The sequence below is a fragment of the Metapseudomonas resinovorans DSM 21078 genome, from assembly GCF_000423545.1.
Classification (GTDB): domain Bacteria; phylum Pseudomonadota; class Gammaproteobacteria; order Pseudomonadales; family Pseudomonadaceae; genus Metapseudomonas; species Metapseudomonas resinovorans.
In genome coordinates, this window is sequence record NZ_AUIE01000010.1 from 163,185 (window position 1) to 187,551 (window position 24,367).

Sequence of the window (24,367 nt, forward strand, 5' to 3'; positions counted from 1 at the left end):
GGCGCCGGCCACCGCCTCTTGTAAGGAGACTGCCCGATGAAATCACTGAAACCCCTGTTGCTGGCTGGTTCGCTCCTGCTGTCGTCGGCTGTCTGGGCCGAAGGCGGGAGCGATCGCACTTTCCAGCGCATCGAGCAGATGCGTGATAAAGCCGAAGCCGTGCTGATCCAGGCGGAAAAGGCGCCTGCAGACGAGCGTCATGTGCACATGAAAGAGCACATGAAGATGCTGGACGACATCATGACCCAGCTCCACAACGAGCATCCCAAGCCCGGCATGACGGCCGAGGAGCACCTGGCCTGGATGGAGCAGCACGACAAGCTGGTGGACGACGTCCTGGGGCAGATGATGCGCGAGCACAAATTGATGATGGCCGACAAAGAATGCCATCCGTAAAGAAATCCCCCACCTTCCAGGCCTTTCGTGATTGCTCCTTTGGCCTAGCGGCGCCTCTTTGGCGCCGCACTTTTTATTGCTGACGCATTTGTAGTTTGGGGGTAAGCCGCCCGACAGGAAGTGGGCAATAGCATGAGATTTTCAACCATCCCAGCGAGGTCTCATCATGAATAGCAACCGTCCCAAAACGCTGATCGCAGCGCTGTTGTTGGCCAGCACGCCTCCCGTCTTTGCCGACTCGACTGGCACTGATTCCAGCGCAGCTCGGCAATCCCCGCCCACGCCCACCACCCGCACCGTCTTTGTCCAGCTGGATGACATCAGTTACGGCACTAAGTCGATCGATGTGAAACCGGGCGAGACCGTCCGCTTTGTGCTGAAGAACGAGGGCGCATTGATGCACGAGTTCAATATCGGCCAACGCGCATCCCAGCTCGAACATCAACGCGAGATGGCCGCCCTGATGAAGGACGGCACCCTGACACCGACGGGCAAGGCGAAATCCATCGTTTGGCGTGAGCGTAATACCGGCCCTGGCGACTCCAGCCCACCTGGATATCCGGAAGTTGTAGAGGCGAAGCACGACGATCCGAACGCCGTGCTGGTTGAGCCCGGGACGACCAAGGAATTCGTCTGGACCTTCACCGATGCCACCAACCTGAACTTCGCCTGCACCCTGCCGGGGCACTACCAAGCCGGAATGGTGGGCGACTTTGTGATGCGTTGAATCGACGACCCATGCCCCCGGCGCCCCTTACCGGGGGCATGAGGCCTCGCCGAACCTTACAGATCTGTAGTTTTCGCGTAAGTCTGCCGGCAGCTCCGCCTGGCTAGCATCAGAGGCGTTTCAAACCACACCATCTTGCGAGGTTCACCATGAATAACGGCAAGCTTGCTTCTTCCCTGATTGCCATTGCCTCCCTGCTTACCGGTGCAATCGCTCAGGCCGATGCGGGCCACGCGAAGGATGAAGTCGGGCGCCCCGGCACCTTGGCAGAAGTTGACCGCACCATCGAGGTAATAATGGGCGATGTCTACTTCGCCCCGGAAAGCATCGATGTCAAAGACGGCGAAACCATCCGCTTCGTGCTGAAGAACGACGGCGCGATGTTACACGAGTTCAACCTGGGCAAAGCGGCCGCCCATGCTGCTCACCAGAAGGAAATGGCCGCCATGTTCCAGAACGGCACGCTCACCCCGACGGGACGCAATCAAGACATGCGCGCCATGGACCATACGATGGGGGGCATGAAAATGGTCGGCATGGAACACAATGACCCCAACAGCATGCTGGTCGAACCTGGGGCCACTAAGGAGCTGATCTGGACGTTCAATAAAACTACTGGGTTGCAGTTTGCCTGCAACGTGCCCGGCCACTACCAGCTCGGCATGGTCGGTTCGGTCAACGTGAAGTGAGCGGCATTGATTGGCGTCAACTGGTGAACACGGGGTGTCGTCTAGGCTGAGGTACGCGGCAGCGGACGACATCTCCATCTCAGCTCAGGAGTTGAATCATGACGGAAACCCATCGCCATGGCACCGAACCGGCCACGCCCTTCTGGCGGAGTAAAGGGGGAGTCGCGCTGATCATGCTGGTTGTGATCGGCCTGTTCTATGTGGCACGGGAACACTATGGCCACCTGTCCCTCGCTTTACCCTACTTGATCCTGCTGCTCTGCCCGCTGATGCACCTCTTCGGGCATAACCATGGCGGGCATTCTCACCAGAGCCGCGAAGACTCGACCAAGACGGACAACAGAGGGAACTAGTCCATGCCCACCGCCTCGTGCCAGCACGACAATGACCACTCACCTCAGCATGAGCAACCGGATGGACGTCAGCACGATCCGGTGTGCGGCATGGCGGTGCCGCCGGACAGTCGTTTTAGCGAGCAGTACCAGGGGCAAACCTATCGCTTCTGCAGCGAGAAGTGCCTGAGCAAGTTCCAGGCGGAACCTGCGCGATACACCGGCGCAACCGGCAACCATGCGCATGCGGGTCACGGGCACGCCAACCATGGTCAGCCTGCCGTCGCGAAACCGGCGGGTGCAGGTGTTGCCGAATACACCTGTCCGATGCACCCGCAGTTCCGCCAACCCGGCCCTGGCAGTTGTCCGATCTGCGGAATGACCCTGGAGCCGGTAATCCCGGAGCTGGAAGAGGAGGAAAATCCGGAGCTCAAGGACTTCACCCGACGGTTCTGGTGGACCCTGCCACTGACGGTCATTGTGACGTTGCTGGCCATGACGGCGCACCAGATGCAGTTGCTCCATGGCGCTACCCAGAACTGGGTGGAGCTCGTGCTGGCGACGCCGGTGACCCTGTGGGCCGGCTGGCCCTTCTTCGTTCGTGGGGTCGCCTCGATCCGTCACCGCAGTCCCAACATGTGGACGCTCATTGGGCTTGGGACGGCAGCCGCCTACCTCTACAGCGTGGCCGCGACCTTGGTCCCTCAAGCCTTTCCGGCGACCTTCATGCAGGACGGCCGCATCGGCGTTTACTTTGAAGCGGCCGCGGTCATCATTTCGCTGACGCTGTTGGGACAAATGCTTGAGCTTAAGGCGCGCTCGCAAACCTCCGCAGCCATCAAGTCACTGTTAGGCCTTGCCCCCAAGACCGCTCGCCGCATCAAGGCCGATGGCGAAGAGGAAGACATCCCCCTGACCCACGTTAATACGGGGGACCAACTGCGGGTCCGCCCAGGTGAGAAGGTCCCAGTCGACGGGATCGTGCTGGAGGGCGAAAGCGCCGTCGATGAATCCATGCTGACCGGCGAGCCCGTACCGGTGATGAAAAAGGCCGGTGAGCCCCTCATCGGGGCCACGCTCAACACCCATGGCAGCCTGGTGATGGAAGCACAGAAAGTCGGCGCAGAAACGGTGCTGTCGCAGATTGTGCAGATGGTCGCACGCGCCCAGCGTTCGAAGGCGCCCATGCAGCGCATGGCCGATGCCGTCGCCGGCTACTTTGTCGTGGGGGTGGTCCTGATTGCGGTCCTGACCTTCTTCGGCTGGGGGCTTTTCGGGCCCGAGCCTGGCTGGGTATTTGGCCTGATCAATGCGGTCGCGGTGCTGATCATCGCCTGTCCGTGCGCGCTGGGCCTCGCCACGCCGATGTCGATCATGGTGGCGACCGGCAAGGCTGCCGGTAGCGGCGTGCTGTTCCGGGACGCCAGCGCCATCGAAAATCTGTGCAAGATCGACACCTTGATCGTGGACAAGACTGGCACCTTGACCGAAGGGCGCCCCGTGTTTCACAGCGTTGTGGGCACCAATCGCTTCGCCCCGGCCGAGGTCCTGCGCCTGGCAGCCAGCCTGGACCAGGGCAGCGAACACCCCTTGGCCCACGCGATTGTCGATCATGCGCGGGCAGCCGGGATTGTCCTGACCAAGCCCAATGCCTTCGAGTCCGGCTCCGGCATTGGCGTTCGTGGCCAAGTGGAGGGCCATCAGCTGCAGCTGGGCAATACCGCTTTGATGGAAGACGCCGGCCTGGATATCACCCCGCTCAGAGAGCGGGCTGAGCTGCTTCGCCTGGATGGTATGAGCATCATGTACCTGGCCATTGATGGGGTGCTGGCCGGTCTGCTGGCGGTGTCCGACCCGATCAAACCGAGCGCCAAGGAGGCGGTGCAGCGTCTCCAGGACGAAGAGGTGAAGGTGATCATGGCCACCGGTGATGGGGTGACCACGGCGCGCGCGGTCGCGAAGCAGCTGGGTATCGAGGAAGTCCACGGCGAGGTGAAGCCACAGGACAAGGAGAAGCTGGTGGCCGACCTGCAGGGATACGGCCGGCGAGTCGCGATGGCGGGTGATGGCATCAACGATGCCCCCGCACTGGCGCGCGCCGATGTCGGGATCGCCATGGGTACGGGTACCGACGTGGCGATGAACAGTGCTCAAGTCACCCTGGTGAAGGGCGACCTGATGGGCATCCTGCGCGCCCGGACGTTGTCCGTGGCCACGGTGAAGAACATGCGCCAGAACTTGGGGTTTGCCTTCCTTTACAACACGATGGGCATACCGCTGGCGGCCGGCTTGCTCTATCCCCTCACCGGTCATCTGCTGTCGCCAATGATTGCGGCGCTGGCCATGAGCGTGAGCTCTGCATCGGTAGTCTTTAACGCGCTGCGCCTGAGACGCACGGACATTGGCTAAATCAGCCAGCTACCAAGCTAGTACAAGCGGCGCGAAGATACGTGGTGTGACCAGTCGCCAGGTCGTAACTGATCGGTGAGATAACCCCCGTGATACTCGCGGGGGCCCTGGCGATTACGCGAGAGAGGCCTCAGCCATGATGCGTCACAAGCACCTCCCCCTGTTACTCGCCCTAGTCAGCTCACTGCTCGTCCCGGTTACGCAGGCCGAGGAATTGCCAGCGCCCATCAAGGCGATTGAGGCTCGCGGCGCCACCATCGTGGGCGAGTTCACTGCGCCTGGCGGCCTGCGTGGCTATGCCGCGCGCTATAACGGCCAAGGGCTGGCTCTTTACCTCACGGCCGATGGCCAGCACGTCCTGGTCGGGACCCTGTTCGACGCCCAAGGCGAAGACCTGACGAGCGCGCCACTGAACCGACTGGTTTATGAGCCGATGGCCAAGGAGATGTGGGCGCGCCTGGAAGGCAGCACCTGGATCGCCGATGGGCGCAAGGATGCCCCACGCATCGTCTACATGTTCGATGATCCGAACTGCCCCTACTGCAACCAGTTCTGGCACCAGGCGCGGCCTTGGGTTGAGTCCGGCAAGGTCCAGCTGCGTCACATCATGGTTGGGTTGCTCAGTCCCGATAGCGTGGGCAAAGCCGCCGCCCTGTTGACAGCCAAGCAGCCGGAAGTCGCCCTGAAAGAGCATGAAGCCGCCGGCAACGCCAGCAAGCTCAGCGCGCTGCAAAACATGCCCGCGGACGTCCAAAAAAAGCTCGACGCCAACCTGGCGCTAATGAGCGAGCTTGGGGCGGTTGCCACGCCAGCGATCTTCTATCGGGATGACGGCGGTCGCCTGAAGATGCAGCAGGGACTGCCGCCAGCGCAGGGTCTGGTAGACATCATGGGGCCGAGATAAGTGCTTTGCGGGCTTGACCTTGCCATCGTGTCAAGGTCGAAGCTGCATGTGCGGCAAGAGATGCCGTTCCAGCATGAGAGGCTCGCTATGTTCGTCTTGGAAGTTTCCGGTATGGGCTGTGGCAGTTGTGCCAGCAAGATCACCAAGGCCATCCAGGCAGCAGATTCGGAGGCCACGGTCACGGTCGATAGCGCTGCCGGTAAGGTGAGTGTTGAAAGTGTCGTCGCAGCCGAGCGCGTGAGTGAGCTGGTACAGGCATTGGGTTATCCCACCCGGGCCAGAGCCTAGTGGCCCTGGCTTCAGGTCGGCCCCGAAAGGGGCCGGTACTGACAGTGACTCTCACGCTTAAGGCTGGGACAGTCGCCCTGGGCCCGCAGGCCGGATGACTGCGCTGATGCAGCTGCCAGTAGCCTCAAGGCGCAATGCCAGCCTGGATCTCATCAAGTGGGTCGCCATGGCGACCAAGCTGATGGATCACCTCCGCTATCTGTGGCCAGACGCGCACTGGCTGTTCGTCGTTGGCCGGATGGCCTTTCCGCTGTTCTGCCTGGGAATCGCCACCAACGTCGCTCGCTCCCGTCCCGGTGATCTGTTCACCGATAGCAACGTACATTATCTGGGCTGGCTGATCGCCTTCTCCGTGATCTCCGAGTTGCCCTATCGGTTGCTTTCGCCGTTGAGCAGCACGCTCAATGTGATGCCAACCCTGATGCTGGGGATGCTCGTGGCTTGGGGTATCCACCACCGCGACCGCACGAGCTCGTGGCTGGCCCTGGCGACGCTGCTGATCGCCACCGCACTGCACTCACGTTTGATGTATGGCGCATTCGGGGTGCTATTGCCGGCCGCCATTCTTCTCAGCCTTCAGCGGTTCTGGGGGTGGTGGTTGCTCCCGGCGGCCACGGCCGCGTTGGCCAATAGCCGTACTCGATGGCTCGCTGATAGCGGACTGACGGTAGAGACGTTGGCACCCCTCATCACCGCGTTTGCTACGCCGATGGCGGGACTCTGGCTGCTTCGTCAGGCATTTGCCCCCGCCATTTGGCCAGTTCGGCGCTGGGGGTACCTGTTTTATCCCGGACACCTGGCGGCTCTGCAACTCATTCGGGTTGCGCTGCAGCACCTGTCCTGATCAGCAGCTCTTCGGAAATCCACTGCTTGAGCCAGGTGGCGGCCTGCATGGGAGCCTGTTCCCCGGTCGTTTCGAACAGCGCGATGCACAGATCGGCAAACGACAGCTGGTCCCGCACCATCAACTGCAGCGCTGCGGCCTCCAGCGGGTCGAGCGTCCGGAATTGGCAGGTCAGTCCGTGTCGCCAGACCAGGCAAGTCAGCGTTTGTTCCAACTTCTGGCATTCGGGAATAGCGGTTTCGGCCTTGGCCGCTTTCCAGATCTCCAGCGCATTTGAACTCAAATTGAGCCAGCAGACGCTGGGGTGTAGCCGCACCGTCAGGCCGGTCCAGTCCTCCGGCCCGAAGGTGGCCATGTCCTGCAGCGATAAAGGCATTTCGTCAACCGCATCGAAGGCCAGCGTGAAGGCCCATTCCAGCTCGGCCAGCTCTCGTAGCTGCGATGCCTGGGGTTCGGCGAGGAAATCGCTGATGAACCCGGGAAACTGCTCACCCAGCCAGCGCAAGCTGAAATGCCGTGGCGGCCAGGCGTCAATGTAGGCGTGGGCCAGTTGTTCGAAGGCCTCGGTGCCCAGCCAGTAGTGGATGGCGGGAAAGTCTTCGCGAAGTGCGGACAGCAGCCGAGCCCGGTAGGCATGGTGATAGACCCGCAGACCATCTTCTGCCGAGAGCGCCTCGCTCCCGCGCAGCTGTTGCAGCAGCTCAGCGGGCGCAGCGCTGTCGCCGTCCAGTAGGTAGCGTTCGAACGCCTGTTGCAAGGTAATCAGGTGCATGCGGCAGCCTCCAACCGTCTGGCCGCGACCGCCCGGGCTTTCTCCAACTCGTCCAGCAGATCGTTCAGCGGGGGGAAGACATCATCGCGTTCAATCAAGGTCGCCCGGGGGCCTAAGTGCTCGATCGTCCGCGCATAAAGGTCCCACACCGGATCGGCGATCGGTTGGTCGTGGGTATCGATCAGGTAGTGGCCGTAGTCACGGTGACCGGCCAGATGGATCTGACGAATGCGTTCCGGGGGCAGTTTCTGGATGAACTGCCAGGCGTCAAACCCCTGGTTGCGGGCGCTCACGTAGACATTGTTGACGTCCAGGAGCAGCTCGCAGCCCGTCAGCTCACTCAGTTCGTGGAGGAAAGTCGCTTCGCTCATCGTTGACTCGTTCCACTGCACATAGGCCGATACGTTCTCCAGCACGAGAGGTCGCTCGATAATGTCCTGCACCAGGCGAATCCGAGCTGCGACGTGCAGCAGACTTTCCCGAGTGAAAGGTAGCGGCAGCAGGTCGTGTAGGTGATGCGCGTTGCCACGACTCCAGCACAGGTGATCAGAGATCCAGAGGGGGTTTACCCGCTCGGCGAGCAGTTTCAGTTGGCGCAGGTAATCGTGATCAATGGCGTGGGGACCGCCAATCGACAGCGAAACGCCGTGCATGACCAGTGGGTAGCGCTCCTTGATGGCGTCCAGGAAGTAGAGCGCCTTGCCGCCGCCGACCAGGTAGTTTTCCGAGATGATCTCGAACCAGTCGATGGCGGGGTCTTGCTCCAGTATCTGGTGGTAGTACTCGCTACGGAGGCCCAGCCCAAACCCAAGAGTGCTGCGCTCGTTCATTCAGGACTCCCAAGGGGGAGTGACGAGCACTCCCCACGGCAAGACATCACTCGCTGGTCCGGCCACCAGCTTCATCGCATTTGGCCTTGGGCATCAACTTGAAACCCTGGCCTTTGCAGGCGCCTTGCCCCTGGCAGGCGTTCTTGGCGGTCATGCAATCGTTCTGGCCTTTGCAGGCATTCACCCCGAAGCACTTCACGTCAGCGGTTTTGGCATCTTGAGCGGCTTGTGCAGGCAGGGCTGCGAACAGGCTTGCAGCAACGAGGGCCAGCGCGGCACCGGTCGCGGCGGTAGTTTTGGTCGACATAAGGCTATCTCTCATGGTGATGGTCAGAGTCCGGCCGGGCTTTCGTTGCTGGCGCAGCACGCGACAACTGGAGGGCCTGGCAGCCGGCCAGAGCGCGCTGAGGACTGTCTCTACCCGGCATGCCCTGGACACTACAGAGCAAGCGGGAGGCTCTACAAGAAGGAAATGCCAACCTTACAGAACTGTAATGTTCAGCTCAGGTTGCTGACAGCACAGGGCGGTTAAGGTGACTTCGAGTCTGACACTCAGCCCGCACATGCAGGGCTACCCCGTCCATATTTGAGGAAAACCATATGAAATCCATGAAAGCCCTGTTTATTGTTGCTGCCTTGACTGCCTCGTCCTTCACCATGGCCGCTGGTGGCGGTGATCGGACCATGGCGCGGGCTGACAAGCTCGCCCAGGCATCGATGGAAGCCTACCGCCTGGAGCAGCAGAAGGCCGAGTCGTCGGTCGCTGAAAAGGCCAAATCGGCTGAGCATGCCAACTGCTGAGTCGGGAGCGCGTTGGCCAACCTTACAGAAATGTAATCATCTGAAAGGTTGGGATGTGGCAGCTTCTACGCTCGCGGGCGCGTGCATCAAGGATGGCGACCGCGGGCATGCCAACTAGAGGGTAGGAATCACCTGGTGCGGCTGCCTGATCACGCTGGCTGTTCCGCGCTGGCTCCATTGACTGATTGGACATACACGGCATGCATTGCAAAACCTCAAGGCGAACCTTCGTCAAGGGCCTGGCCGCCGGCGGCATTCTGGGCGGACTGGGTCTTTGGCGCACTCCTGTCTGGGCGGTGACCAGCCCTGGTCAGCCCACTGTGCTGAGCGGTACGGAATTCGACCTGTTCATTGGTGAAACCCCAGTGAACATCACGGGCTCCGCGCGTACGGCCATGACGATCAATGGCACCATTCCTGGGCCGATTCTGCGTTGGCGCGAGGGGGATACGGTCACCCTGCGCGTGCGCAACCGCCTGAGCGAAGACACCTCCATTCACTGGCACGGCATCATCCTGCCGGCCAACATGGACGGCGTGCCGGGCTTGAGCTTCCACGGCATCGCCCCGGACGGGATGTATGAGTACAAGTTCAAGGTCCACCAGAACGGCACCTACTGGTACCACAGCCACTCCGGGTTGCAGGAACAGGTCGGCGTCTACGGCCCCATCGTGATCGAACCGAAGGAACCCGAGTCGTTCCAGTACGACCGCGACTACGTGGTGATGCTGAGTGACTGGACCGACGAGAACCCGGCTCGCGTCATGGCCAAGCTGAAGAAACAGTCGGACTACTACAACTTCCACAAGCGCACCGTTGGTGACTTCATCAACGATGTGAGCGAGAAAGGTTGGGCCGCCACCGTGGCGGACCGGAAGATGTGGGCCGAGATGAAGATGAGCCCCACCGATCTCGCCGACGTCAGCGGCTACACCTATACCTATCTCATGAACGGCCAGGCGCCGGATGGCAACTGGACCGGCCTGTTCAAATCGGGCGAAAAGATTCGTCTGCGCTTCATCAACGGCTCAGGCATGAGCTACTTCGACGTGCGCATTCCGGGGCTGAAAATGACCGTGGTGGCCGCCGACGGCCAGCACGTCAAGCCGGTCAGCGTCGATGAGTTCCGCATTGCGGTGGCGGAAACCTACGACGTTATCGTCGAGCCCTCCAACGAGCAGGCCTACACCATCTTCGCCCAGTCCATGGACCGTACCGGCTACGCCCGTGGGACCCTGGCTGTGCGTGACGGGCTGAGTGCCCCCGTGCCTGAGATTGATCCCCGCCCGTTAATCGCCATGGGCGACATGGGCATGGACCATGGCAGCATGGGTGGTATGGATCACGGCAGCATGGCCGGTATGGACCACAGCAATATGGCTGGGATGGACCATAGCACCATGCAAGGTGACATGGCCGGCATGGATCACAGCAAGATGGCTGGGATGGACCACAGCGCCATGCAGGGCGATATGGCCGGTATGGACCACAGCAAGATGGCTGGCATGGGTGGCCAGATGCAGGCCCACCCGGCATCCGAAACCGACAACCCGTTGGTCGACATGCAGACCATGACCCCAACCCACAAGTTGGATGATCCGGGGATTGGCTTGCGCGGCAACGGCCGTCGTGTGCTGACTTACTCCGATCTCCGCAGCACCTTCATCGATCCGGATGGCCGAGAGCCCAGCCGCACCATTGAACTGCACCTGACCGGCCACATGGAGAAATTCTCCTGGTCGTTCGACGGCATCAAATTCTCCGATGCTGAACCGCTGCGCCTCAAGTATGGCGAGCGCGTCCGCATCACCCTGGTCAACGACACCATGATGACTCACCCCATCCACCTTCACGGCATGTGGAGCGACCTGGAGGATGAGAACGGCAATTTCATAGTGCGCAAGCACACCATCGACATGCCGCCCGGCTCGAAGCGCAGCTACCGCGTTACAGCGGACGCCTTGGGTCGTTGGGCCTATCACTGCCACCTGTTGTTCCACATGGAAATGGGCATGTTCCGTGAAGTCCGTGTGGACGAGTAAAGGAGACTTTCAATGAGCAAATTCATGAAGCGCAAAACCTTCGGTGGCAGTGTTCTGTCCGTAACCTTGATGGCAGCCCTGCTGGTACCCGCCGCGATGGCAGGTGAGAAGACTCACGCCGACCACCAGAAGGGCCAGGTGGCTGACGCGCAGCAAATGGACCATAGCCAGATGAACCACGGGCAGATGGATCACAGCAAGATGAAGTCGATGGACCATGACGGTATGGACCACAGCAAGATGAACGATCACGGCTCGATGAAGCACGAGCACAACACGGACAAGGCTAAAGCGAGCCAGGACCATGATCACTAGGATTTCAGCTCCATCCGCTCTGGCGTTGGTTGTCTCGCTCAGCGCCCTGAGCGCAGGCCTGGCAACTGCTGCTGAGGAAATGGACCACAGCAAGATGGACCATGGCCAGATGCAGGGCATGGACCACAGCAAGATGAACCATGACCAGATGCAGGGCATGGATCACAGTAAAATGAACCATGACCAGATGCAGGGCATGGATCACGGCAAGATGGACCAAGGTTCGGCGGAGACGGCCCCCACCACGACCAGTCGGACGCCTATTCCGGTTCTGACCGATGCCGATCGCGAAGCGGCCTTCCCCCCGCTGCCGGGACACGGCATTCATGACAGCAAGGTCAACACCTTCTTCCTGCTCGACCAACTGGAGTATCAGGACGCCGACGAGGGCAGCGTGCTCAGTTGGGATGCTTCTGGCTGGATTGGTGGCGACGTCGACCGCCTCTGGCTGCGGTCGGAAGGTGAGCGTACTAACGGGGTGACCGAAGAGGCCGAAGTTCAGGCGCTCTGGGGGCACTCCATCGGCCCTTGGTGGGATGTCGTCACCGGTGTTCGCCAGGACTTCAAACCCGGGTCGCCACAAACCTGGGGTGCCTTCGGTCTCCAAGGTATGGCGCTCTACGCGTTCGAGGCCGAAGCTACCGCTTTCGTTGGCGAAAATGGCCAGACCGCTGCGCGGTTGGAAGGCGACTACGACATTCTGCTCACCAATCGGCTGATCCTACAGCCGACCGCAGAAATGAATTTCTACGGCAAGAACGATCACGAGCGTGGCGTTGGTTCGGGACTGGCCAACACGGAAGTCGGTCTGCGCCTGCGCTACGAAATCCTCCGCGAGTTTGCCCCGTACATCGGTGTCACCTGGAGCCGCTCCTACGGCAACACCGCCGACATGCTGCGCGACGACGGTGAGGACGTAGACGAGGCACGCTTTGTTGCAGGTATCCGGATGTGGTTTTGAGAGTCTGACATGAAAAGAACAATTAAGACGTTAGCCATTGCGAGCACTGTGGGTTTTGTTGGAATCATGGGCGTCGCCTATTTTGGTGTCGTCAACGTAGGCGCTGACGATCCCCACCTAGCCCCAGTTCACGCCTTCCTGACGATGGTCCGGGAGCGTTCGATCGCGGTGCGTGCACGAGATCTCGAAGTGCCGAACCTGAATGATGAGGCGCTGATTCGCGCCGGCGCTGGTAACTACAACTCCATGTGTATTGGTTGCCACCTCGCTCCCGGCGTGGCTCAGACCGAGTTGAGCCAGAGTCTCTATCCAGCACCGCCTAACCTGACCAAGGTGGGCGTGGATGGCAATCCGGCCAACGCCTTCTGGATCATCAAGCATGGCATCAAGGCCACGGGCATGCCGGCCTGGGGCAAGAGCATGGGTGATCAGTACATCTGGGGCATGGTGGCGTTCCTGCAGCAGCTTCCTTCCCTGGACGCAGAGCAGTACCGCACGCTAGTGGCCAGCAGCAGCGGCCACCAGCACGGCGGCGGTGAAACCCAGATGCACAACCACGAAGGCCAGCACGGCGACAATGTGTCCGCGGGCGAAGATCACCATGGCGGTGAGGCGGCGAGCCAGGCAGGCGATGATCACCATGGCGGTGAGGCGGCGAGCCAGGCAGGCGATGATCACCATGGCGCCGGACAGGCTGCTGAAGATCACCACGCCGGTGAGTCGGCCAGCCAGCAAGCGGACCATCATGCGGCTGAACCGGCCGCCCAGGGTGGTACCGGTCACCATGGCGGCGCAGAAGGCGAGGCTAACCATCACGAGATGGAGCAGGCGCAAGACGAAGCAGCACCGGCGCCGAAAACCCACACCCATGCCGATGGCAAAGAGCACGTCCATGAAAGCTAAGTCTCATCGAGCTTTGCGACTTGTCGCACTCGCTTCGCTGTTCATGGTTTCTGCCGCCCAGGCTGCGGAATCCCTAACAGTTGATGTCCACCGTAGCGCCAGTTGCGGCTGCTGCAAAAAATGGGTGGAGCACCTGGAAGCCAATGGTTTCAAGGTGATCGATCATGTCGAGTCGGATATGGCCTCAGTCAAGCAGCGCCTCGGCGTCGCTCCACGGTTGGCGTCCTGCCATACCGCGGTGATTGACGGCAAATTCATCGAGGGTCATGTCCCGGCTGCGCAAGTCGTCGAGCTCAGCAAGCGCTCTGATCTGCGAGGCATTGCCGTCCCGGGGATGCCGGCAGGTTCTCCCGGCATGGAAGTGGGCGGGAAACAAGACGCCTATCAGGTCATCGGATTGACCCAGGCGGGTACCGACCAGGTAATCGCCGACTACCCGGCCCAGTAACTTCGAGTCCGAGCGGCACGCCCGGCCAGCCATCAGGTTGGCCGGGATTTCCATTTTTGCTCCCCCTCACCCCGCGGCAGCACTGCTCTAAACTCTAAGTGGGTGCTCGATGTTCCATGATGAGTTCAGGACTCAGCGGAAGATCGGCACAGCAACAACATTGTCCCGGAGGCTCTGCAGCCAATGTCGCGACCAGTGTTCCGTTGCGCAGAGACCGATAGTGCGGCCCTGGCTCAGGCTTCAGGACGCTGGCTCCGTGTCCTCTCCGTCATATCTTTTCGCGTGCACGACCAGCGGGTCGCGAGAATACCCGCCAAGTTACTTCAGGGTGTCATTGTCGTCGCCTTGCTTTCGCCTGCCGCGGTGGCTACCGGGGCGACCGACAGCGTCTCGCCTGCGCGTGCAGCTGCAGATGACCTGCAACGGGTGGCTATCGTCGGTGGCAGCTATTTCTTCCAGCCTGACCATGTCGTTGTCAAAGCGGGCCGCCCCTTAGAGCTGGCCGTGCGCGTGGAGGCCGGCATAATCCCGCACCGGTTCGTCTTGGAAACCGTCGACGGAAGATCTCTGGCGGATGTGCCGATCAATGAGACGACGAAAGTTCTGCGCTTTGAATTGCCGGCAGGGAAATACCTGTTCCAGTGCCCCAATCGGCTGCTGTTCTTCAAGAGTCATCGCGAGCGCGGTATGGCCGGCGTGCTTGAGGTCAAGGAGTAGCCAGTGCGATGGCGTGCTCTGCTCATTGCGCTACTTATCGGTGAAGCCATGGCTGACCCACTTGCCGACGCGGTCATTCGCTTCCAGGAACTGAGCACCTATCAAGCCACTGTGCGCTCGATGGCGGCTAACGGCGAGCGGCAGGTCATACGTTATTTCTTCCGAAAGCCCGGGTGGGTCAGGATGGAGTTCGCTGAGCCCCACAGAGGCGCCGTACTGATCTACGATCCCGAGGCGCGTCGTATTCGCCTCTGGCCATTCGGCCTGAATAATCCCTTAGCGCTCCCCCTGGCCCCGGACAATCCTTTGGTGCTTAGCCCCCGCGGCCACCGGGTCGATCGCTCCGATGTGGGGGTCTTGCTGGATAATCTCGTCGCGCTGCGTGCACGTGGCAACGTGGTCGCCCTGGGCGCTGCCGTCGTGTCTGGGCATCCTGCAGTTGGCATCGAGATTGTCGGCGCAGTCGCCGTCAGCGTTGCCGGCGTTCATCGTTTTCAAGTCTGGTTGGCACAAGACAGTTTGTTCCCGCTAAGGGTCAAGAGCTTTGACGTAGAGAACAAGCTGATGGAGACCGTTGACCTGACCGACGTGGCGATCGGCGTCCGATTCGCCGAGGACTTTTTCACCCCTTGAACGGGCGGATTGAGCATGGCCGGACGGGATTGTTATCACTACCACCTGGTCACGCGATGGCAGCTCGAAGCCCCCCTCGAATCCGTGTGGGATGCGATCTATAACGCCGAAGCTTGGCCGACCTGGTGGCAAGGTGTTCAGTGCGTCGAGACCCTGGATCGCGGAAATGCCGACGGTCTGGGGGCGCGGCAGCGCTATGTCTGGAAAAGCGCGCTGCCCTACCGTTTGGAATTTGTCTCACGGGTGACCCGGGTGGAGCGCCTGCGCCTGCTGGAGGGGCGGGTTGAAGGGGACCTCGAAGGAATCGGCTGCTGGCACTTCAGCCAAGAAGCAGGACTGACCACATTGTGCTTCGACTGGCGGGTGCGTACCACCGAGCGCTGGATGAACCTGCTCAGCCCGATGGCGGAACCCATCTTTCGCTGGAGCCACGGCGCCCTCATGCACAAGGGCGGCATGGGCCTGGCCAAACACCTGCATGCGCGACTCAGAACCTCGGCCACACGTTCCCACAGTGCAACTGGCTGGCTGGGGCGGGGTGGTGGTCGTGCGGCGCCGCCTTTCAAGCTGCTTGGTCCTCTGCATGCGCAGCCGTCGCACGTGGTTGCAGGGGTGACGGGCATTACGGCGGGCATTTTGGCGACCGCGGTGCAAATACTCATGTGGTGGATGGGCGGCACGCCGCTGCTGCCGACGCTGCTACGGGATGCGCGGCTAACCGCAGCGATCGTCCTGGGCCCTTCGATTCTGGTGACAGTACCCGCGTGGCGCTGGGACATCCTGATGGTCGCGACACTGATTCATTTCGGCCTGTCCATCCTCTACGCCGCCATCGCCATGCTCTTCGCCTACCGACCCACCACGCCAGTCGCCCTCGTAGCAGGCGGACTCTATGGCGTACTGCTGTACGGCCTCAACTTGTATGCATTTACCGCGCTCTATCCGTGGTTCACGCAAGTGCGGGGCTGGGACACCTTGTTGACTCATGTGTTTTTCGGGATGGCCTTGATCGGCGGATGCAGGCTCTTTGCGTCTCAGGCAACCTAGGAACCAACCGCCCGCTGGGCATTCGCCAGTGAGCTTGTAGCGTCGTTCAACGTGGCCGTCTAATCAGGTCCACGGAGCAGCACGGATTGAGCCGTCATCCCAGGTGAACGTTTCGCCGGAAGAAAAAGAGGCGCCCGCAGGCGCCGAGAATTACCTCCAAGGGAGCACAATGGAGGTAATGGTGACGGATCGGGGTGAACGCCTTGCGAACAGATCACCCAGTGTCACTTACAACACTTCAAGCGGATATTCGACGATCAGCCGGAACTCATCGAGGTCCGATTCAAAGTCGGTGGCGCGCGTGGTGGCTTGGCGGATACGGAAGGACAGGTCCTTGAGCGAGCCAGTTTGGACCACGTACTTGGCCTCGATATCCCGCTCCCAGCGCTTCTGATTAGTCAGCGGATCGCCATTGGCATCCCGGCGCATGTAGACAGCGTTGGCATTGGTGTAATCCGCGTCCCAGCCCTGCGCATAGCGGGTCATGAAGCTCAGGCCGGGGACGCCAAAGGATTCCATGTCCAGGTCGTAGCGGACCTGCCAGGATTGCTCCTTCGGCGAGTTGAAGTCGCTGTACTGGATGGAGTTGTCCAGGTAGATCGAATCGGACTGCCGCAGGTAATCGAAGTCATCGTCACCGTTGTTGCGCTGATAGGCCACGATGACGCTGTGGGCGCCGAACTTCACTCCGGCCTTGCCGCTCCAGATGTTGTTGTCGAAGCTGCCGAGCAGCTGTTTGCCCTCGTCAACAGCCTTGTAATAGTTGAACCCACCGATCAGCGCCACGTCATCCGCCAGCGGATAGCTCAGCGTGGTGCCGAAGTAGTACTGGTTCCAGGCATCCTTGAGGCGGCTGGTGTAGAGGCTGACGGCAACGTTGTCATTCACCGAGTAGTCGCCGCCGAAGTAGGCGATCCAGGGCGAGTCCACCTCGCCGGCGTAGAAGGTTGCAAAACCATCCCGCATGCTGCTGGAGTTGGGCTGGCTCATCGCATGCAGGCGCCCACCCTGCAGGGTCAGTCCTTCGATGCTGGTGTTGGCCAGGGTGATCCCCCGGAAACTTTCCGGAAGCAGCCTCGAATCGCCGTATTGCACCACCGGTGTCACCGGGAACACATTACCGGCTTTGATGACGGTATCCATGTAGCGGGCTTTAACCGCACCCCCGACCTTGGAGTAATCATCCTCGGGTTGACCAGCGCTGTTGTAGGGCATGACGTCAACCGAACCGCCGGCACCGGATCGGCCGTCACCCGAGTCGAGCTTGATCCCCAGCATGGCGAATGCATCGATACCAACGCCTACGGTACCTTCGGTGAAGCCGGACTCGAACCGGCCCATGATTCCATGGGCCCACTCTTCGGAAAAGCCGTTACCGGTGCGACTCGACTGCCCTTTGCGGAAATCGCGATTGAAGTAAAGGTTGCGGTGGAGGATGGTGAGGCTGCTGCCCTCAATGAAGCCTTCTGGTTTTGGCTCATCGGCCATTGCGCCGTGCCCAACGCCGATACCCAACGCAATGAGCGATAGGCCAAACAGGCTCTTGTTGTTCATTTTGTACTCCTGGCGTGATTGGCAGTTCTTCTATTACTGGTTTCTTATTAAGAACAAGTGGTGCGCTCAGTCCGCTGATACGCACCACGGACATGGTTCCACACGCCAACTAACGCCAAGATGACTTCAAAATTACTTTTCTGTCAGTGAAAAGTAAGGAAGTCGAGCTCGAAATGACTCATTTATCAGCCGCCATGGGGGCAACCAAAGCCTTGAACGCGATACTCAATTGTGTGCAGTTCGCCCCGGGAATCCTCATAAGTCATACGGGCTGGCCCTACGCCGCAGGCACTGCTGCTGGGCGTGACGCTGACCACCTTGGCGATGTCCAGATTCATCCCGTACTTGTAGTGTCGTACTTCCGGCGCAGCTTTACCTTGTGCTTCAGCATACTGCGCCATGGCTTTCTCATTGGACTGAAGCATTCTCCCAAATACCCGATCAGCCCCGCCTTCAGCCAATGTCAAGGATGAAACTGCCAGAAGCGATATCGCCATGACTGTTTGGATTGTTTTCATTCCATTCACCTTAATTTCGGTTTGCCCACTGGAATGCTAGAAAATCCACCTGTCATCAAGCTGAGGCGAAAATTACATTTTGGTAAGCGACATGCCAGAAACAGGCAGATATAGGAGGCAAGCGGTAATCCGCCGGGTTCTTGTTGTTGCTGGATATTAAAATTCGAGCAGCATTGGAAGTAAATAAAGTCGAAATTACAACCCCAACTGCAGGAAGAACTTTTGCTTCCTGCAGTTGGTTTGTCCCTACCTAAGGTCGCGCAGAAACTGCGCGGCGACTGTTCACGTGAGGGTGTAGGTGCCGACGCCGCATCAGGTAGTAGGCGGCCGGCAGCACGAACAGCGATAGCAAGGGCGCGGTCACCATGCCGCCGACCATGGGCGCGGCAATGCGGCTCATGATTTCGCTGCCGGTACCGCTGCCCCAGAGGATCGGCAGCAGGCCGGCGATGATCACCGCCACCGTCATCGCCTTCGGTCGCACACGTTGCACGGCGCCTTCGCGAATCGCTGCGAGCAGACCCTCCTCAGTAACGTCGCCGGCGTCTTCGCGTTCGGCCCAGGCATTCTTCAGGTAGAGCAGCATGATCACGCCGAACTCGGCGGCGACGCCGGCCAAGGCAATGAAGCCGACGCCGGTGGCCACTGACAGGTTGTAGCCGAGCACATAGAGGAACCACATTCCGCCGGTCAGGGCGAAGGGCAAGGTGGCCATGATCAGCAAGGCCTCGTCGAAACGGGCAAAGGTCAAGTAAAGCAGGACGAAGATGATCAGCAGCGTGGCCGGCACCACCAGCTTGAGCCGGGCATTGGCCCGTTCGAGAAACTCGAACTGCCCCGAGTAGGTGAGGCTCATCCTCGGTTTTAGCTCGACCTGTTCGCTGACGACCTGGCGCAGGTCGGCCACCACCGAGGCGATATCCCGACCACGCACGTCGATGTAGACCCAGCCGGAGGGCCGGGCATTTTCGCTTTTCAACATGGGTGGACCGTCAGTGGTCTTGATCCTGGCCACCATGCCCAAGGTGATTTGCAGGCCCTGCGGAGTGAAGATCGGCAGCTGCTCCAGAGCCTCTGGCGAATCCCGCCACTCCCGTGGGTAGCGCACGCTGATCGGGAAGCGCGCCAGACCTTCGATGGTTTCGCCGATGTTCTCGCCGCCGATGGCACTTGCCACTATGGACTGGACGTCAGCGATGTTTAGTCCATAGCGCGCGGCGGCCTGGCGGTCGATGTCGATATCGACGTAACGTCCGCCGGTGAGGCGCTCGGCCAGCGCCGAGCTGACACCAGGTACCGTCTTGGCGACCTGTTCCACTGCCTGCGTAACGGCATCGATGTGAGCCAGGTTGGGGCCGGCGACCTTAACCCCAATCGGGCTCTTGATCCCGGTGGCAAGCATGTCGATACGGTTGCGGATCGGTGGAATCCAGATGTTGGTCAGTCCCGGCACTTTCACCACCCGGTCCAGTTCTTCCACCAGCTTTTCCGGGGTCATGCCCGCGCGCCATTCTTCGCGCGGCTTGAACTGGATAGTGGTCTCGAACATCTCCAATGGCGCCGGGTCGGTGGCCGTCTCAGCACGGCCTGCCTTGCCAAAGACGTGTTTGACTTCCGGTACCGTCTTGATCAGGCGATCGGTCACCTGAAGCAGCTGGCTGGCCTTCTGTGCGGACAGGCCCGGCAGTGCCGAGGGCATGTAGAGCAAGTCGCCTTCGTCTAGGGGGGGGAGGAACTCACCGCCCAACCGTGAGATCGGCCACAGGGCGCTGACAAAGACCACTACAGCCACCACCAAGGTCAGTTTGGGATTGCGTAGCACCCACTCCAGTGCGGGCTCGTAAATTCGGATCAGCCCGCGATTCAGCGGGTTCTGCTCTTCCTTGGGAATGCGCCCACGAATCCAGTAGCCCATCAGCACCGGAACCAAGGTCACCGACAGCCCGGCAGCTGTCGCCATGGCGTAGGTCTTGGTGAAGGCCAATGGTCCGAACAGGCGGCCCTCCTGCGCCTCCAGGGTGAACACCGGGATAAAGGACAGGGTGATGATCAGCAGGCAGAAGAACAGCGCCGGCCCGACCTCGGCGGCGGCATCGGTCATCACGTGCCAGTGCTGCGGGCCCTTCAGCTCCTCGCCTGGGTGTTCGGCATGCCACGCCTCAATCTTCTTGTGGGCGTTCTCAATCATCACCACCGCGGCGTCCACCATGGCACCGATGGCAATGGCGATCCCGCCCAGGGACATGATGTCGGCGTTGATCCCTTGCTTCTGCATGATGATGAAGGCGATGAGCACGCCGATCGGTAGAGAGATGATCGCCACCAGCGAGGAGCGTATGTGCCAGAGGAACACTGCACAGACCAAAGCGACCACGATGAACTCCAGCAGCAGCTTGTGGCTGAGGTTTGACACCGCGCGATCAATCAACAGGCTACGGTCGTAGGTCGTCACGATTTCCACGCCGGCCGGCAGGCTTTTCTGAAGCTCGTCCAACTTGGCTTTCACTGAGGCGATGGTCTCGCGAGCGTTCTTACCGCTGCGCAAGATAACCACTCCGCCGACCGTCTCGCCCTGGCCATCTAACTCGGTAATTCCGCGACGCATCTCCGGCCCTTGCTGAATGGTTGCCACGTCTCCGAGGGTGACCGGTACACTGCCGTTGACGAGTTTGAGCGGCACGGCGCGGAAATCGTCCAGCGATTTCAGGTAACCGGTGGCGCGTACCATGAACTCGGCTTCAGCCAGGGTCAGCACGGCGCCCCCGGTTTCCTGGTTGGCCTTGCCGATGGCCTCGATCACTGCATCCTGGGTGATGCCCTGACTGGCCAGACGCACCGGATCGAGCACCACCTGGTATTGCTTGACCATGCCACCTACGGTGGCCACCTCAGCGACGTTGGGCAGGGTCTTCAGTTCAAACTTGAGGAACCAGTCCTGCAAGGCGCGCAATTGCGCCAGGTCGTGCCTACCGCTGCGGTCCACCAGGGCGTACTGGAAGATCCAGCCAACCCCAGTGGCATCCGGACCCAGCGCCGGTTTCGCGGTGGCCGGCAGGCGGCTCTGGATCTGGCTGAGGTATTCCAACACGCGGGAACGGGCCCAGTACAAGTCGGTGCCATCCTCGAAAATCACATAAACGAAGCTGTCTCCGAAGAAGGAATAGCCCCGCACCGTTTTCGCCCCCGGGACCGAAAGCATGGTGGTCGCCAGCGGATAGGTGACCTGGTTCTCGACAATTTGTGGCGCCTGGCCCGGATAAGGTGTGCGGATGATCACCTGGACGTCGGAGAGGTCGGGCAGCGCATCCATCGGCATGTTCTGCACCGACCAGACGCCCCAAGCGGTGGCGAACAGGGTGGCCAGTATGATCAGGAAGCGGTTGGCGACCGACCAGCGAATCAGCACGGCAATCATGGCTGGCCTCCGAGCTTCTCAACGCGCTCGACCACCAGACCACTGTCGGTCTGGCGCACCGTGACACGGACCTTGTCACCAGCCTTGATGCCAACCATCAGGGTGGGATCGGCCAGCGGGTAGGCCATGGTCATGCCCGGCATGCCCACTGTCTCGAATGGCCCATGGGCCAGGGTAATGCTGGCAGCGTCGATCGCCATGACCTGCGCCTCGGCTTCGTCCCGCACGGGGGCGGCAGTGGAGGTGGGTTTGCTTTCGGTGGGCGCGGTCAGGCCCTTGAGGCTGGCCTCGGAATCCAGCAGGAATTGCCCGGAAGCGACCACCTGCTGGCCCTCCGTGAGCCCTTGGGTCACCACGATGCGACCGGCGCTCTCCGGCCCCAGCCGGACCTCCACCGGCCGGTAGCGACCGCCGTCCTCGGCAAGCATGACCAAAGCGCGGCGGCCCGTGCGCATGACGGCTTCGCTGGACACCCACAGGACGCTCTGCGCGGTAGAACGATTCAAACGGACCTGGGCCGTCAGGCCGGGGCGCAGGCGGCCATCGGGATTGGGTAATTCGACCCGTACCCGCAGCGTGCGGCTGTCCGGGTTGGTTTCTGGCAGAATCGCATCGACTGTCCCGGCGAGCACTTCGCCAGGAAAGGCCGGCAGGCGTGCTTCGACCGTCTGGCCTTGCGCAATCGAGCCAGCTTCTGATTCTGGGACGGCAAGGGTCAGCCAGACGCTGCTCAGACTATTGATCCGGGCCAGATTGGTGCCGGCCGCCACCGTCATGCCGGTGCGCACGTCCAGTTCCTGGATGACGCCACCAATCGGACTGCTCAACGTCAGAACTGGTCGGGACTTGCCGCTGCGTTCGACCTGGCTGATCAGTGCCACCGGCATGCCCAGGAGTTGCAGGCGCTGACGTGCCGCTGCCAACAGAGCGGCATCGCCGTTGTGTTTCAGTGCAAGGAACTCTTCCTGGGCGGCGGCCCAGTCCGGGATCAACAGGTCCACCAGCGGCGCCCCGGCTTTGAGTACATCCCCTGGCGCCCGGGCGTAGACCCGCTCGACGAAGCCGCCAGCACGTGCCTGGACTACCGCAACCTCACGTTCGTTGAGGGCCAGCACACCGACCACATCCAGGCTCTTGGCAAGGGGGCCGCGAGTGACGGTGGCCAGTCGCACTCCCAGGTTCTGCGTCAGCCTGGGGTCAATGCTAATGGCGGTGCTGTCGGCGCCTTCGTCGGCATACTTGGGCATCAACTCCATGTCCATGAAGGGCGACTTACCCGGCTTGTCGAACTTCTGCTGCGGATTCATGGGGTCGTACCAGTACAGCACCTTGCGTCCGTCCTGAGCGCCGGTGGCGTGCTCGGCTGTAGCGTTGGAAGCGTCGTCCATGCCGGAGGAGGCGTACCAGTAACCGCCTGCTAACCCCAGGGCGACCGAGAGGCCGCTCAGCAGCGCACCTTTCCAGAATTGTGCGCTCATTGGTGAATCTCCCCGTAGGTGAAGTGGAGCCTGGCGCCGGTCAGGGCACGCTGGCCCTCGACGTCGATGTGATTCAGACGTGCCTCAATCAGCTCGCGGCGCGCCGCAATAACGGAGGACAGGTCGCCCGTGCCGGCGCGGTAGCTGGCCGTGGTCAGGTCGACCTTCTCTTTCGCCAGCGGCAGCAGGCTGTCCTGGCTGCGACGGACCGAGCGATTCAGGCGCTCGTATTCAGCAAGGTCCGCTTCCAGTTGCTGGGCGCTTTCCCGTGTACGAGCCTCGCGCTCTGCCTCCAGTTGGTTGAGTTCGGCACGGCGGGCAGCGATCGTGGGGTTCTGCCGGGACCCTGGAAACAGCGGTAGGTCGAAGGTGAACTCCACGCTCACCATGTCGCCAAACTCACGGGCCCGGCGTTGGTAGTCGACCTCCCAGCTCCAGTCGGGCTTCTTCTCCGCCTCTGCCTCTCGCACTTTGGCTTCGGCCTCGCCGGTGATGTGCGCATAAGCTGCCAGCTCAGGATTCCGCTCCAGCTTGCCGGCATATTCCGCAGCCGTAATCGGCCAGACTGGCAGTTCGCCGACCAAGGGCTCGTCCGCGGCCGGGCCGATCCAGCGGCGCAGCGCAGCACGTGCCACGGCCCGCTGGCGAACCAGTTCGTCCTCCTGCTCGGCGAGTTGGGCCGCCTCCTGTTTCGCGGTCACCGCATCCGCTGCCTGGGCCCGTCCCCCGGCAATTTGCGCGTTCACCGTGGTGGCCAGGAGCCGATTCTCCCGGAACAACTCGCCAAAGAGCGCTTGCTTGCGCTCCACCGAATAACGGGTGATCCAGGCTTCAGCAGTGCCTTGGCGAATCTTCAGACGCTCAATGCGGCCATCCGCGGCAGCGCGATCTACGGCTGCATTGGCGACCTCACTGCGCGCCCGACGCTTGTCGCCGTTGGGCATTTCTTGCATGACCCCAACCATCTGCATGGTCATGAAGTCTTCCTTGAGGGACCAGCGGTCGGCGCCGCCAACGGGGTAGTTCTGCACGCCGAGAATCAATTTTGGGTCCGGCAGTTCACCGGCAGGAATGGCAGCACTGCTGGCGGCTTGCAGTTTGTACGTCTGGGCGGCGAGAGATGGAGCGTTGTCCTCGGCCAGCCGCAAGGCTTCATCGAGGGTCAAGTCGGCGGCGTGGCTGGGTGCGCCAATTACAGATGCCACCATGGCGGCGATTGGCCAGCCTGTGCGATAGCGTGTGGGGTTCATCGTCACGATTCCTGTGAAGCTCCGCTGCGCGGCTTACGGCACGAACGGAGATTAGCTGCGCCGCGTGAGTAGGGCGGCAGTCAGTAGGGAACAG

25 protein-coding genes are annotated in these 24,367 nt (G+C 61.2%); 17 read left to right on the top strand and 8 right to left on the bottom strand.

The annotated features are described in order from the left end of the window. Window positions 1-36: 36 nt before the first annotated feature. The 8 genes from G559_RS0111605 to G559_RS0111640 all read left to right on the top strand — a co-directional run bounded on the left by G559_RS0111605 (window position 37) and on the right by G559_RS0111640 (window position 6,589). On the top strand, window positions 37-396 hold the full coding sequence (locus tag G559_RS0111605) for a co-regulatory protein PtrA N-terminal domain-containing protein (protein WP_028628368.1): 360 nt from the start codon (window positions 37-39) through the stop codon (window positions 394-396). 166 nt (window positions 397-562) lie between these two features. Next, entirely contained in the window at window positions 563-1,123 is a 561-nt protein-coding gene (locus G559_RS0111610) for a cupredoxin domain-containing protein (protein ID WP_028628369.1), read from the top strand. 149 nt (window positions 1,124-1,272) lie between these two features. Next, window positions 1,273-1,812, top strand: coding sequence for a cupredoxin domain-containing protein (locus G559_RS0111615; protein ID WP_028628370.1), 540 nt, complete (start codon window positions 1,273-1,275; stop codon window positions 1,810-1,812). 98 nt (window positions 1,813-1,910) lie between these two features. Beyond that, the gene (locus tag G559_RS0111620) at window positions 1,911-2,165 is read left to right on the top strand and encodes a DUF2933 domain-containing protein (RefSeq protein ID WP_028628371.1); all 255 of its coding nucleotides are present in this window, start codon (window positions 1,911-1,913) and stop codon (window positions 2,163-2,165) included. Window positions 2,166-2,168: 3 nt separating this feature from the next. Beyond that, window positions 2,169-4,553, top strand: coding sequence for a heavy metal translocating P-type ATPase (locus G559_RS0111625; RefSeq protein WP_028628372.1), 2,385 nt, complete (start codon window positions 2,169-2,171; stop codon window positions 4,551-4,553). Window positions 4,554-4,689: 136 nt separating this feature from the next. Further along, window positions 4,690-5,457, top strand: coding sequence for a thiol:disulfide interchange protein DsbG (gene dsbG, locus G559_RS0111630; RefSeq protein ID WP_028628373.1), 768 nt, complete (start codon window positions 4,690-4,692; stop codon window positions 5,455-5,457). Between the two features lie 87 nt (window positions 5,458-5,544). Next, window positions 5,545-5,745, top strand: a complete 201-nt coding sequence (locus G559_RS0111635; protein WP_028628374.1) for a heavy-metal-associated domain-containing protein — start codon at window positions 5,545-5,547, stop codon at window positions 5,743-5,745. A 94-nt stretch (window positions 5,746-5,839) separates the two neighbouring features. Beyond that, window positions 5,840-6,589 carry a TraX family protein gene (locus G559_RS0111640; RefSeq protein WP_051246598.1) on the top strand — a complete coding sequence of 250 codons (750 nt, stop codon included), beginning with the start codon at window positions 5,840-5,842 and terminating at the stop codon, window positions 6,587-6,589. Here G559_RS0111640 and G559_RS0111645 read toward each other — a convergent pair. Genes G559_RS0111645 through bufA2 form a run of 3 tightly spaced genes read right to left on the bottom strand, consistent with a single transcriptional unit; the run spans window position 6,558 to window position 8,498 of the window. Continuing rightward, window positions 6,558-7,361, bottom strand: coding sequence for an HvfC/BufC N-terminal domain-containing protein (locus G559_RS0111645; protein ID WP_028628376.1), 804 nt, complete (start codon window positions 7,359-7,361; stop codon window positions 6,558-6,560). The two genes, G559_RS0111640 and G559_RS0111645, sit on opposite strands and share 32 nt — an antisense overlap. Continuing rightward, on the bottom strand, window positions 7,352-8,191 hold the full coding sequence (gene bufB / locus G559_RS0111650) for an MNIO family bufferin maturase (RefSeq protein WP_028628377.1): 840 nt from the start codon (window positions 8,189-8,191) through the stop codon (window positions 7,352-7,354). The genes G559_RS0111645 and bufB overlap by 10 nt, the downstream gene beginning before the upstream one ends. Window positions 8,192-8,237: 46 nt before the next feature. Beyond that, window positions 8,238-8,498 carry a BufA2 family periplasmic bufferin-type metallophore gene (bufA2, locus tag G559_RS0111655; protein ID WP_028628378.1) on the bottom strand — a complete coding sequence of 87 codons (261 nt, stop codon included), beginning with the start codon at window positions 8,496-8,498 and terminating at the stop codon, window positions 8,238-8,240. A gap of 293 nt (window positions 8,499-8,791) precedes the next feature. Here bufA2 and G559_RS0111660 point away from each other — a divergent pair, with 293 nt between their 5' ends. The 9 genes from G559_RS0111660 to G559_RS30800 all read left to right on the top strand — a co-directional run bounded on the left by G559_RS0111660 (window position 8,792) and on the right by G559_RS30800 (window position 16,058). Further along, a complete protein-coding gene (locus G559_RS0111660; protein ID WP_028628379.1) occupies window positions 8,792-8,992 on the top strand; it encodes a co-regulatory protein PtrA N-terminal domain-containing protein in 201 nt (66 codons plus the stop codon). A 200-nt stretch (window positions 8,993-9,192) separates the two neighbouring features. Then, window positions 9,193-11,034: a copper resistance system multicopper oxidase gene (locus G559_RS0111665; protein ID WP_028628380.1), complete on the top strand. Its 1,842-nt coding sequence runs from the start codon at window positions 9,193-9,195 to the stop codon at window positions 11,032-11,034. Window positions 11,035-11,046: 12 nt separating this feature from the next. After that, window positions 11,047-11,349, top strand: coding sequence for a hypothetical protein (locus G559_RS28905; protein ID WP_051246602.1), 303 nt, complete (start codon window positions 11,047-11,049; stop codon window positions 11,347-11,349). Further along, complete coding sequence (locus G559_RS0111675; protein ID WP_028628381.1) at window positions 11,339-12,310, top strand: copper resistance protein B; 972 nt, start codon at window positions 11,339-11,341, stop codon at window positions 12,308-12,310. Before G559_RS28905 ends, G559_RS0111675 begins: the two co-directional genes overlap by 11 nt. Before the next feature lie 9 nt (window positions 12,311-12,319). Continuing rightward, entirely contained in the window at window positions 12,320-13,213 is an 894-nt protein-coding gene (locus G559_RS0111680; protein ID WP_028628382.1) for a c-type cytochrome, read from the top strand. Beyond that, complete coding sequence (locus G559_RS0111685) at window positions 13,203-13,661, top strand: DUF411 domain-containing protein (protein ID WP_028628383.1); 459 nt, start codon at window positions 13,203-13,205, stop codon at window positions 13,659-13,661. Before G559_RS0111680 ends, G559_RS0111685 begins: the two co-directional genes overlap by 11 nt. Before the next feature lie 183 nt (window positions 13,662-13,844). Further along, a complete protein-coding gene (locus tag G559_RS0111690) occupies window positions 13,845-14,378 on the top strand; it encodes a cupredoxin domain-containing protein (RefSeq protein WP_137823205.1) in 534 nt (177 codons plus the stop codon). A gap of 3 nt (window positions 14,379-14,381) precedes the next feature. Beyond that, a complete protein-coding gene (locus G559_RS0111695) occupies window positions 14,382-15,011 on the top strand; it encodes a LolA family protein (protein WP_036997310.1) in 630 nt (209 codons plus the stop codon). Window positions 15,012-15,026: 15 nt separating this feature from the next. Then, window positions 15,027-16,058, top strand: coding sequence for an SRPBCC family protein (locus tag G559_RS30800; RefSeq protein WP_211228795.1), 1,032 nt, complete (start codon window positions 15,027-15,029; stop codon window positions 16,056-16,058). A 228-nt stretch (window positions 16,059-16,286) separates the two neighbouring features. Here the strand turns inward: G559_RS30800 and G559_RS0111705 are convergent, their stop codons facing one another. The 5 genes from G559_RS0111705 to G559_RS0111725 form a co-directional block, all read right to left on the bottom strand. Further along, the gene (locus tag G559_RS0111705) at window positions 16,287-17,612 is read right to left on the bottom strand and encodes an OprD family porin (RefSeq protein WP_028628386.1); all 1,326 of its coding nucleotides are present in this window, start codon (window positions 17,610-17,612) and stop codon (window positions 16,287-16,289) included. A gap of 185 nt (window positions 17,613-17,797) precedes the next feature. Next, window positions 17,798-18,130: a DUF2790 domain-containing protein gene (locus G559_RS0111710; RefSeq protein ID WP_028628387.1), complete on the bottom strand. Its 333-nt coding sequence runs from the start codon at window positions 18,128-18,130 to the stop codon at window positions 17,798-17,800. A gap of 250 nt (window positions 18,131-18,380) precedes the next feature. Then, on the bottom strand, window positions 18,381-21,545 hold the full coding sequence (locus G559_RS28915; protein ID WP_051246609.1) for an efflux RND transporter permease subunit: 3,165 nt from the start codon (window positions 21,543-21,545) through the stop codon (window positions 18,381-18,383). Further along, complete coding sequence (locus tag G559_RS0111720; protein ID WP_028628388.1) at window positions 21,542-23,023, bottom strand: efflux RND transporter periplasmic adaptor subunit; 1,482 nt, start codon at window positions 23,021-23,023, stop codon at window positions 21,542-21,544. The genes G559_RS28915 and G559_RS0111720 overlap by 4 nt, the downstream gene beginning before the upstream one ends. Beyond that, a complete protein-coding gene (locus G559_RS0111725) occupies window positions 23,020-24,273 on the bottom strand; it encodes a TolC family protein (RefSeq protein ID WP_028628389.1) in 1,254 nt (417 codons plus the stop codon). The genes G559_RS0111720 and G559_RS0111725 overlap by 4 nt, the downstream gene beginning before the upstream one ends. Window positions 24,274-24,367: the final 94 nt, after the last annotated feature.

What these genes read in the sequence shown, in the direction of transcription:
- G559_RS0111605 (WP_028628368.1), top strand. Translation starts at nt 37, where the DNA reads ATGAAATCACTGAAACCCCTGTTGCTGGCTGGTTCGCTCCTGCTGTCG.
- G559_RS0111610 (WP_028628369.1), top strand. Translation starts at nt 563, where the DNA reads ATGAATAGCAACCGTCCCAAAACGCTGATCGCAGCGCTGTTGTTGGCC.
- G559_RS0111615 (WP_028628370.1), top strand. Translation starts at nt 1,273, where the DNA reads ATGAATAACGGCAAGCTTGCTTCTTCCCTGATTGCCATTGCCTCCCTG.
- G559_RS0111620 (WP_028628371.1), top strand. Translation starts at nt 1,911, where the DNA reads ATGACGGAAACCCATCGCCATGGCACCGAACCGGCCACGCCCTTCTGG.
- G559_RS0111625 (WP_028628372.1), top strand. Translation starts at nt 2,169, where the DNA reads ATGCCCACCGCCTCGTGCCAGCACGACAATGACCACTCACCTCAGCAT.
- dsbG (WP_028628373.1), top strand. Translation starts at nt 4,690, where the DNA reads ATGATGCGTCACAAGCACCTCCCCCTGTTACTCGCCCTAGTCAGCTCA.
- G559_RS0111635 (WP_028628374.1), top strand. Translation starts at nt 5,545, where the DNA reads ATGTTCGTCTTGGAAGTTTCCGGTATGGGCTGTGGCAGTTGTGCCAGC.
- G559_RS0111640 (WP_051246598.1), top strand. Translation starts at nt 5,840, where the DNA reads ATGACTGCGCTGATGCAGCTGCCAGTAGCCTCAAGGCGCAATGCCAGC.
- G559_RS0111645 (WP_028628376.1), bottom strand. Translation starts at nt 7,361, where the DNA reads ATGCACCTGATTACCTTGCAACAGGCGTTCGAACGCTACCTACTGGAC.
- bufB (WP_028628377.1), bottom strand. Translation starts at nt 8,191, where the DNA reads ATGAACGAGCGCAGCACTCTTGGGTTTGGGCTGGGCCTCCGTAGCGAG.
- bufA2 (WP_028628378.1), bottom strand. Translation starts at nt 8,498, where the DNA reads ATGTCGACCAAAACTACCGCCGCGACCGGTGCCGCGCTGGCCCTCGTT.
- G559_RS0111660 (WP_028628379.1), top strand. Translation starts at nt 8,792, where the DNA reads ATGAAATCCATGAAAGCCCTGTTTATTGTTGCTGCCTTGACTGCCTCG.
- G559_RS0111665 (WP_028628380.1), top strand. Translation starts at nt 9,193, where the DNA reads ATGCATTGCAAAACCTCAAGGCGAACCTTCGTCAAGGGCCTGGCCGCC.
- G559_RS28905 (WP_051246602.1), top strand. Translation starts at nt 11,047, where the DNA reads ATGAGCAAATTCATGAAGCGCAAAACCTTCGGTGGCAGTGTTCTGTCC.
- G559_RS0111675 (WP_028628381.1), top strand. Translation starts at nt 11,339, where the DNA reads ATGATCACTAGGATTTCAGCTCCATCCGCTCTGGCGTTGGTTGTCTCG.
- G559_RS0111680 (WP_028628382.1), top strand. Translation starts at nt 12,320, where the DNA reads ATGAAAAGAACAATTAAGACGTTAGCCATTGCGAGCACTGTGGGTTTT.
- G559_RS0111685 (WP_028628383.1), top strand. Translation starts at nt 13,203, where the DNA reads ATGAAAGCTAAGTCTCATCGAGCTTTGCGACTTGTCGCACTCGCTTCG.
- G559_RS0111690 (WP_137823205.1), top strand. Translation starts at nt 13,845, where the DNA reads ATGTCGCGACCAGTGTTCCGTTGCGCAGAGACCGATAGTGCGGCCCTG.
- G559_RS30800 (WP_211228795.1), top strand. Translation starts at nt 15,027, where the DNA reads ATGGCCGGACGGGATTGTTATCACTACCACCTGGTCACGCGATGGCAG.
- G559_RS0111705 (WP_028628386.1), bottom strand. Translation starts at nt 17,612, where the DNA reads ATGAACAACAAGAGCCTGTTTGGCCTATCGCTCATTGCGTTGGGTATC.
- G559_RS0111710 (WP_028628387.1), bottom strand. Translation starts at nt 18,130, where the DNA reads ATGAAAACAATCCAAACAGTCATGGCGATATCGCTTCTGGCAGTTTCA.
- G559_RS28915 (WP_051246609.1), bottom strand. Translation starts at nt 21,545, where the DNA reads ATGATTGCCGTGCTGATTCGCTGGTCGGTCGCCAACCGCTTCCTGATC.
- G559_RS0111720 (WP_028628388.1), bottom strand. Translation starts at nt 23,023, where the DNA reads ATGAGCGCACAATTCTGGAAAGGTGCGCTGCTGAGCGGCCTCTCGGTC.
- G559_RS0111725 (WP_028628389.1), bottom strand. Translation starts at nt 24,273, where the DNA reads ATGAACCCCACACGCTATCGCACAGGCTGGCCAATCGCCGCCATGGTG.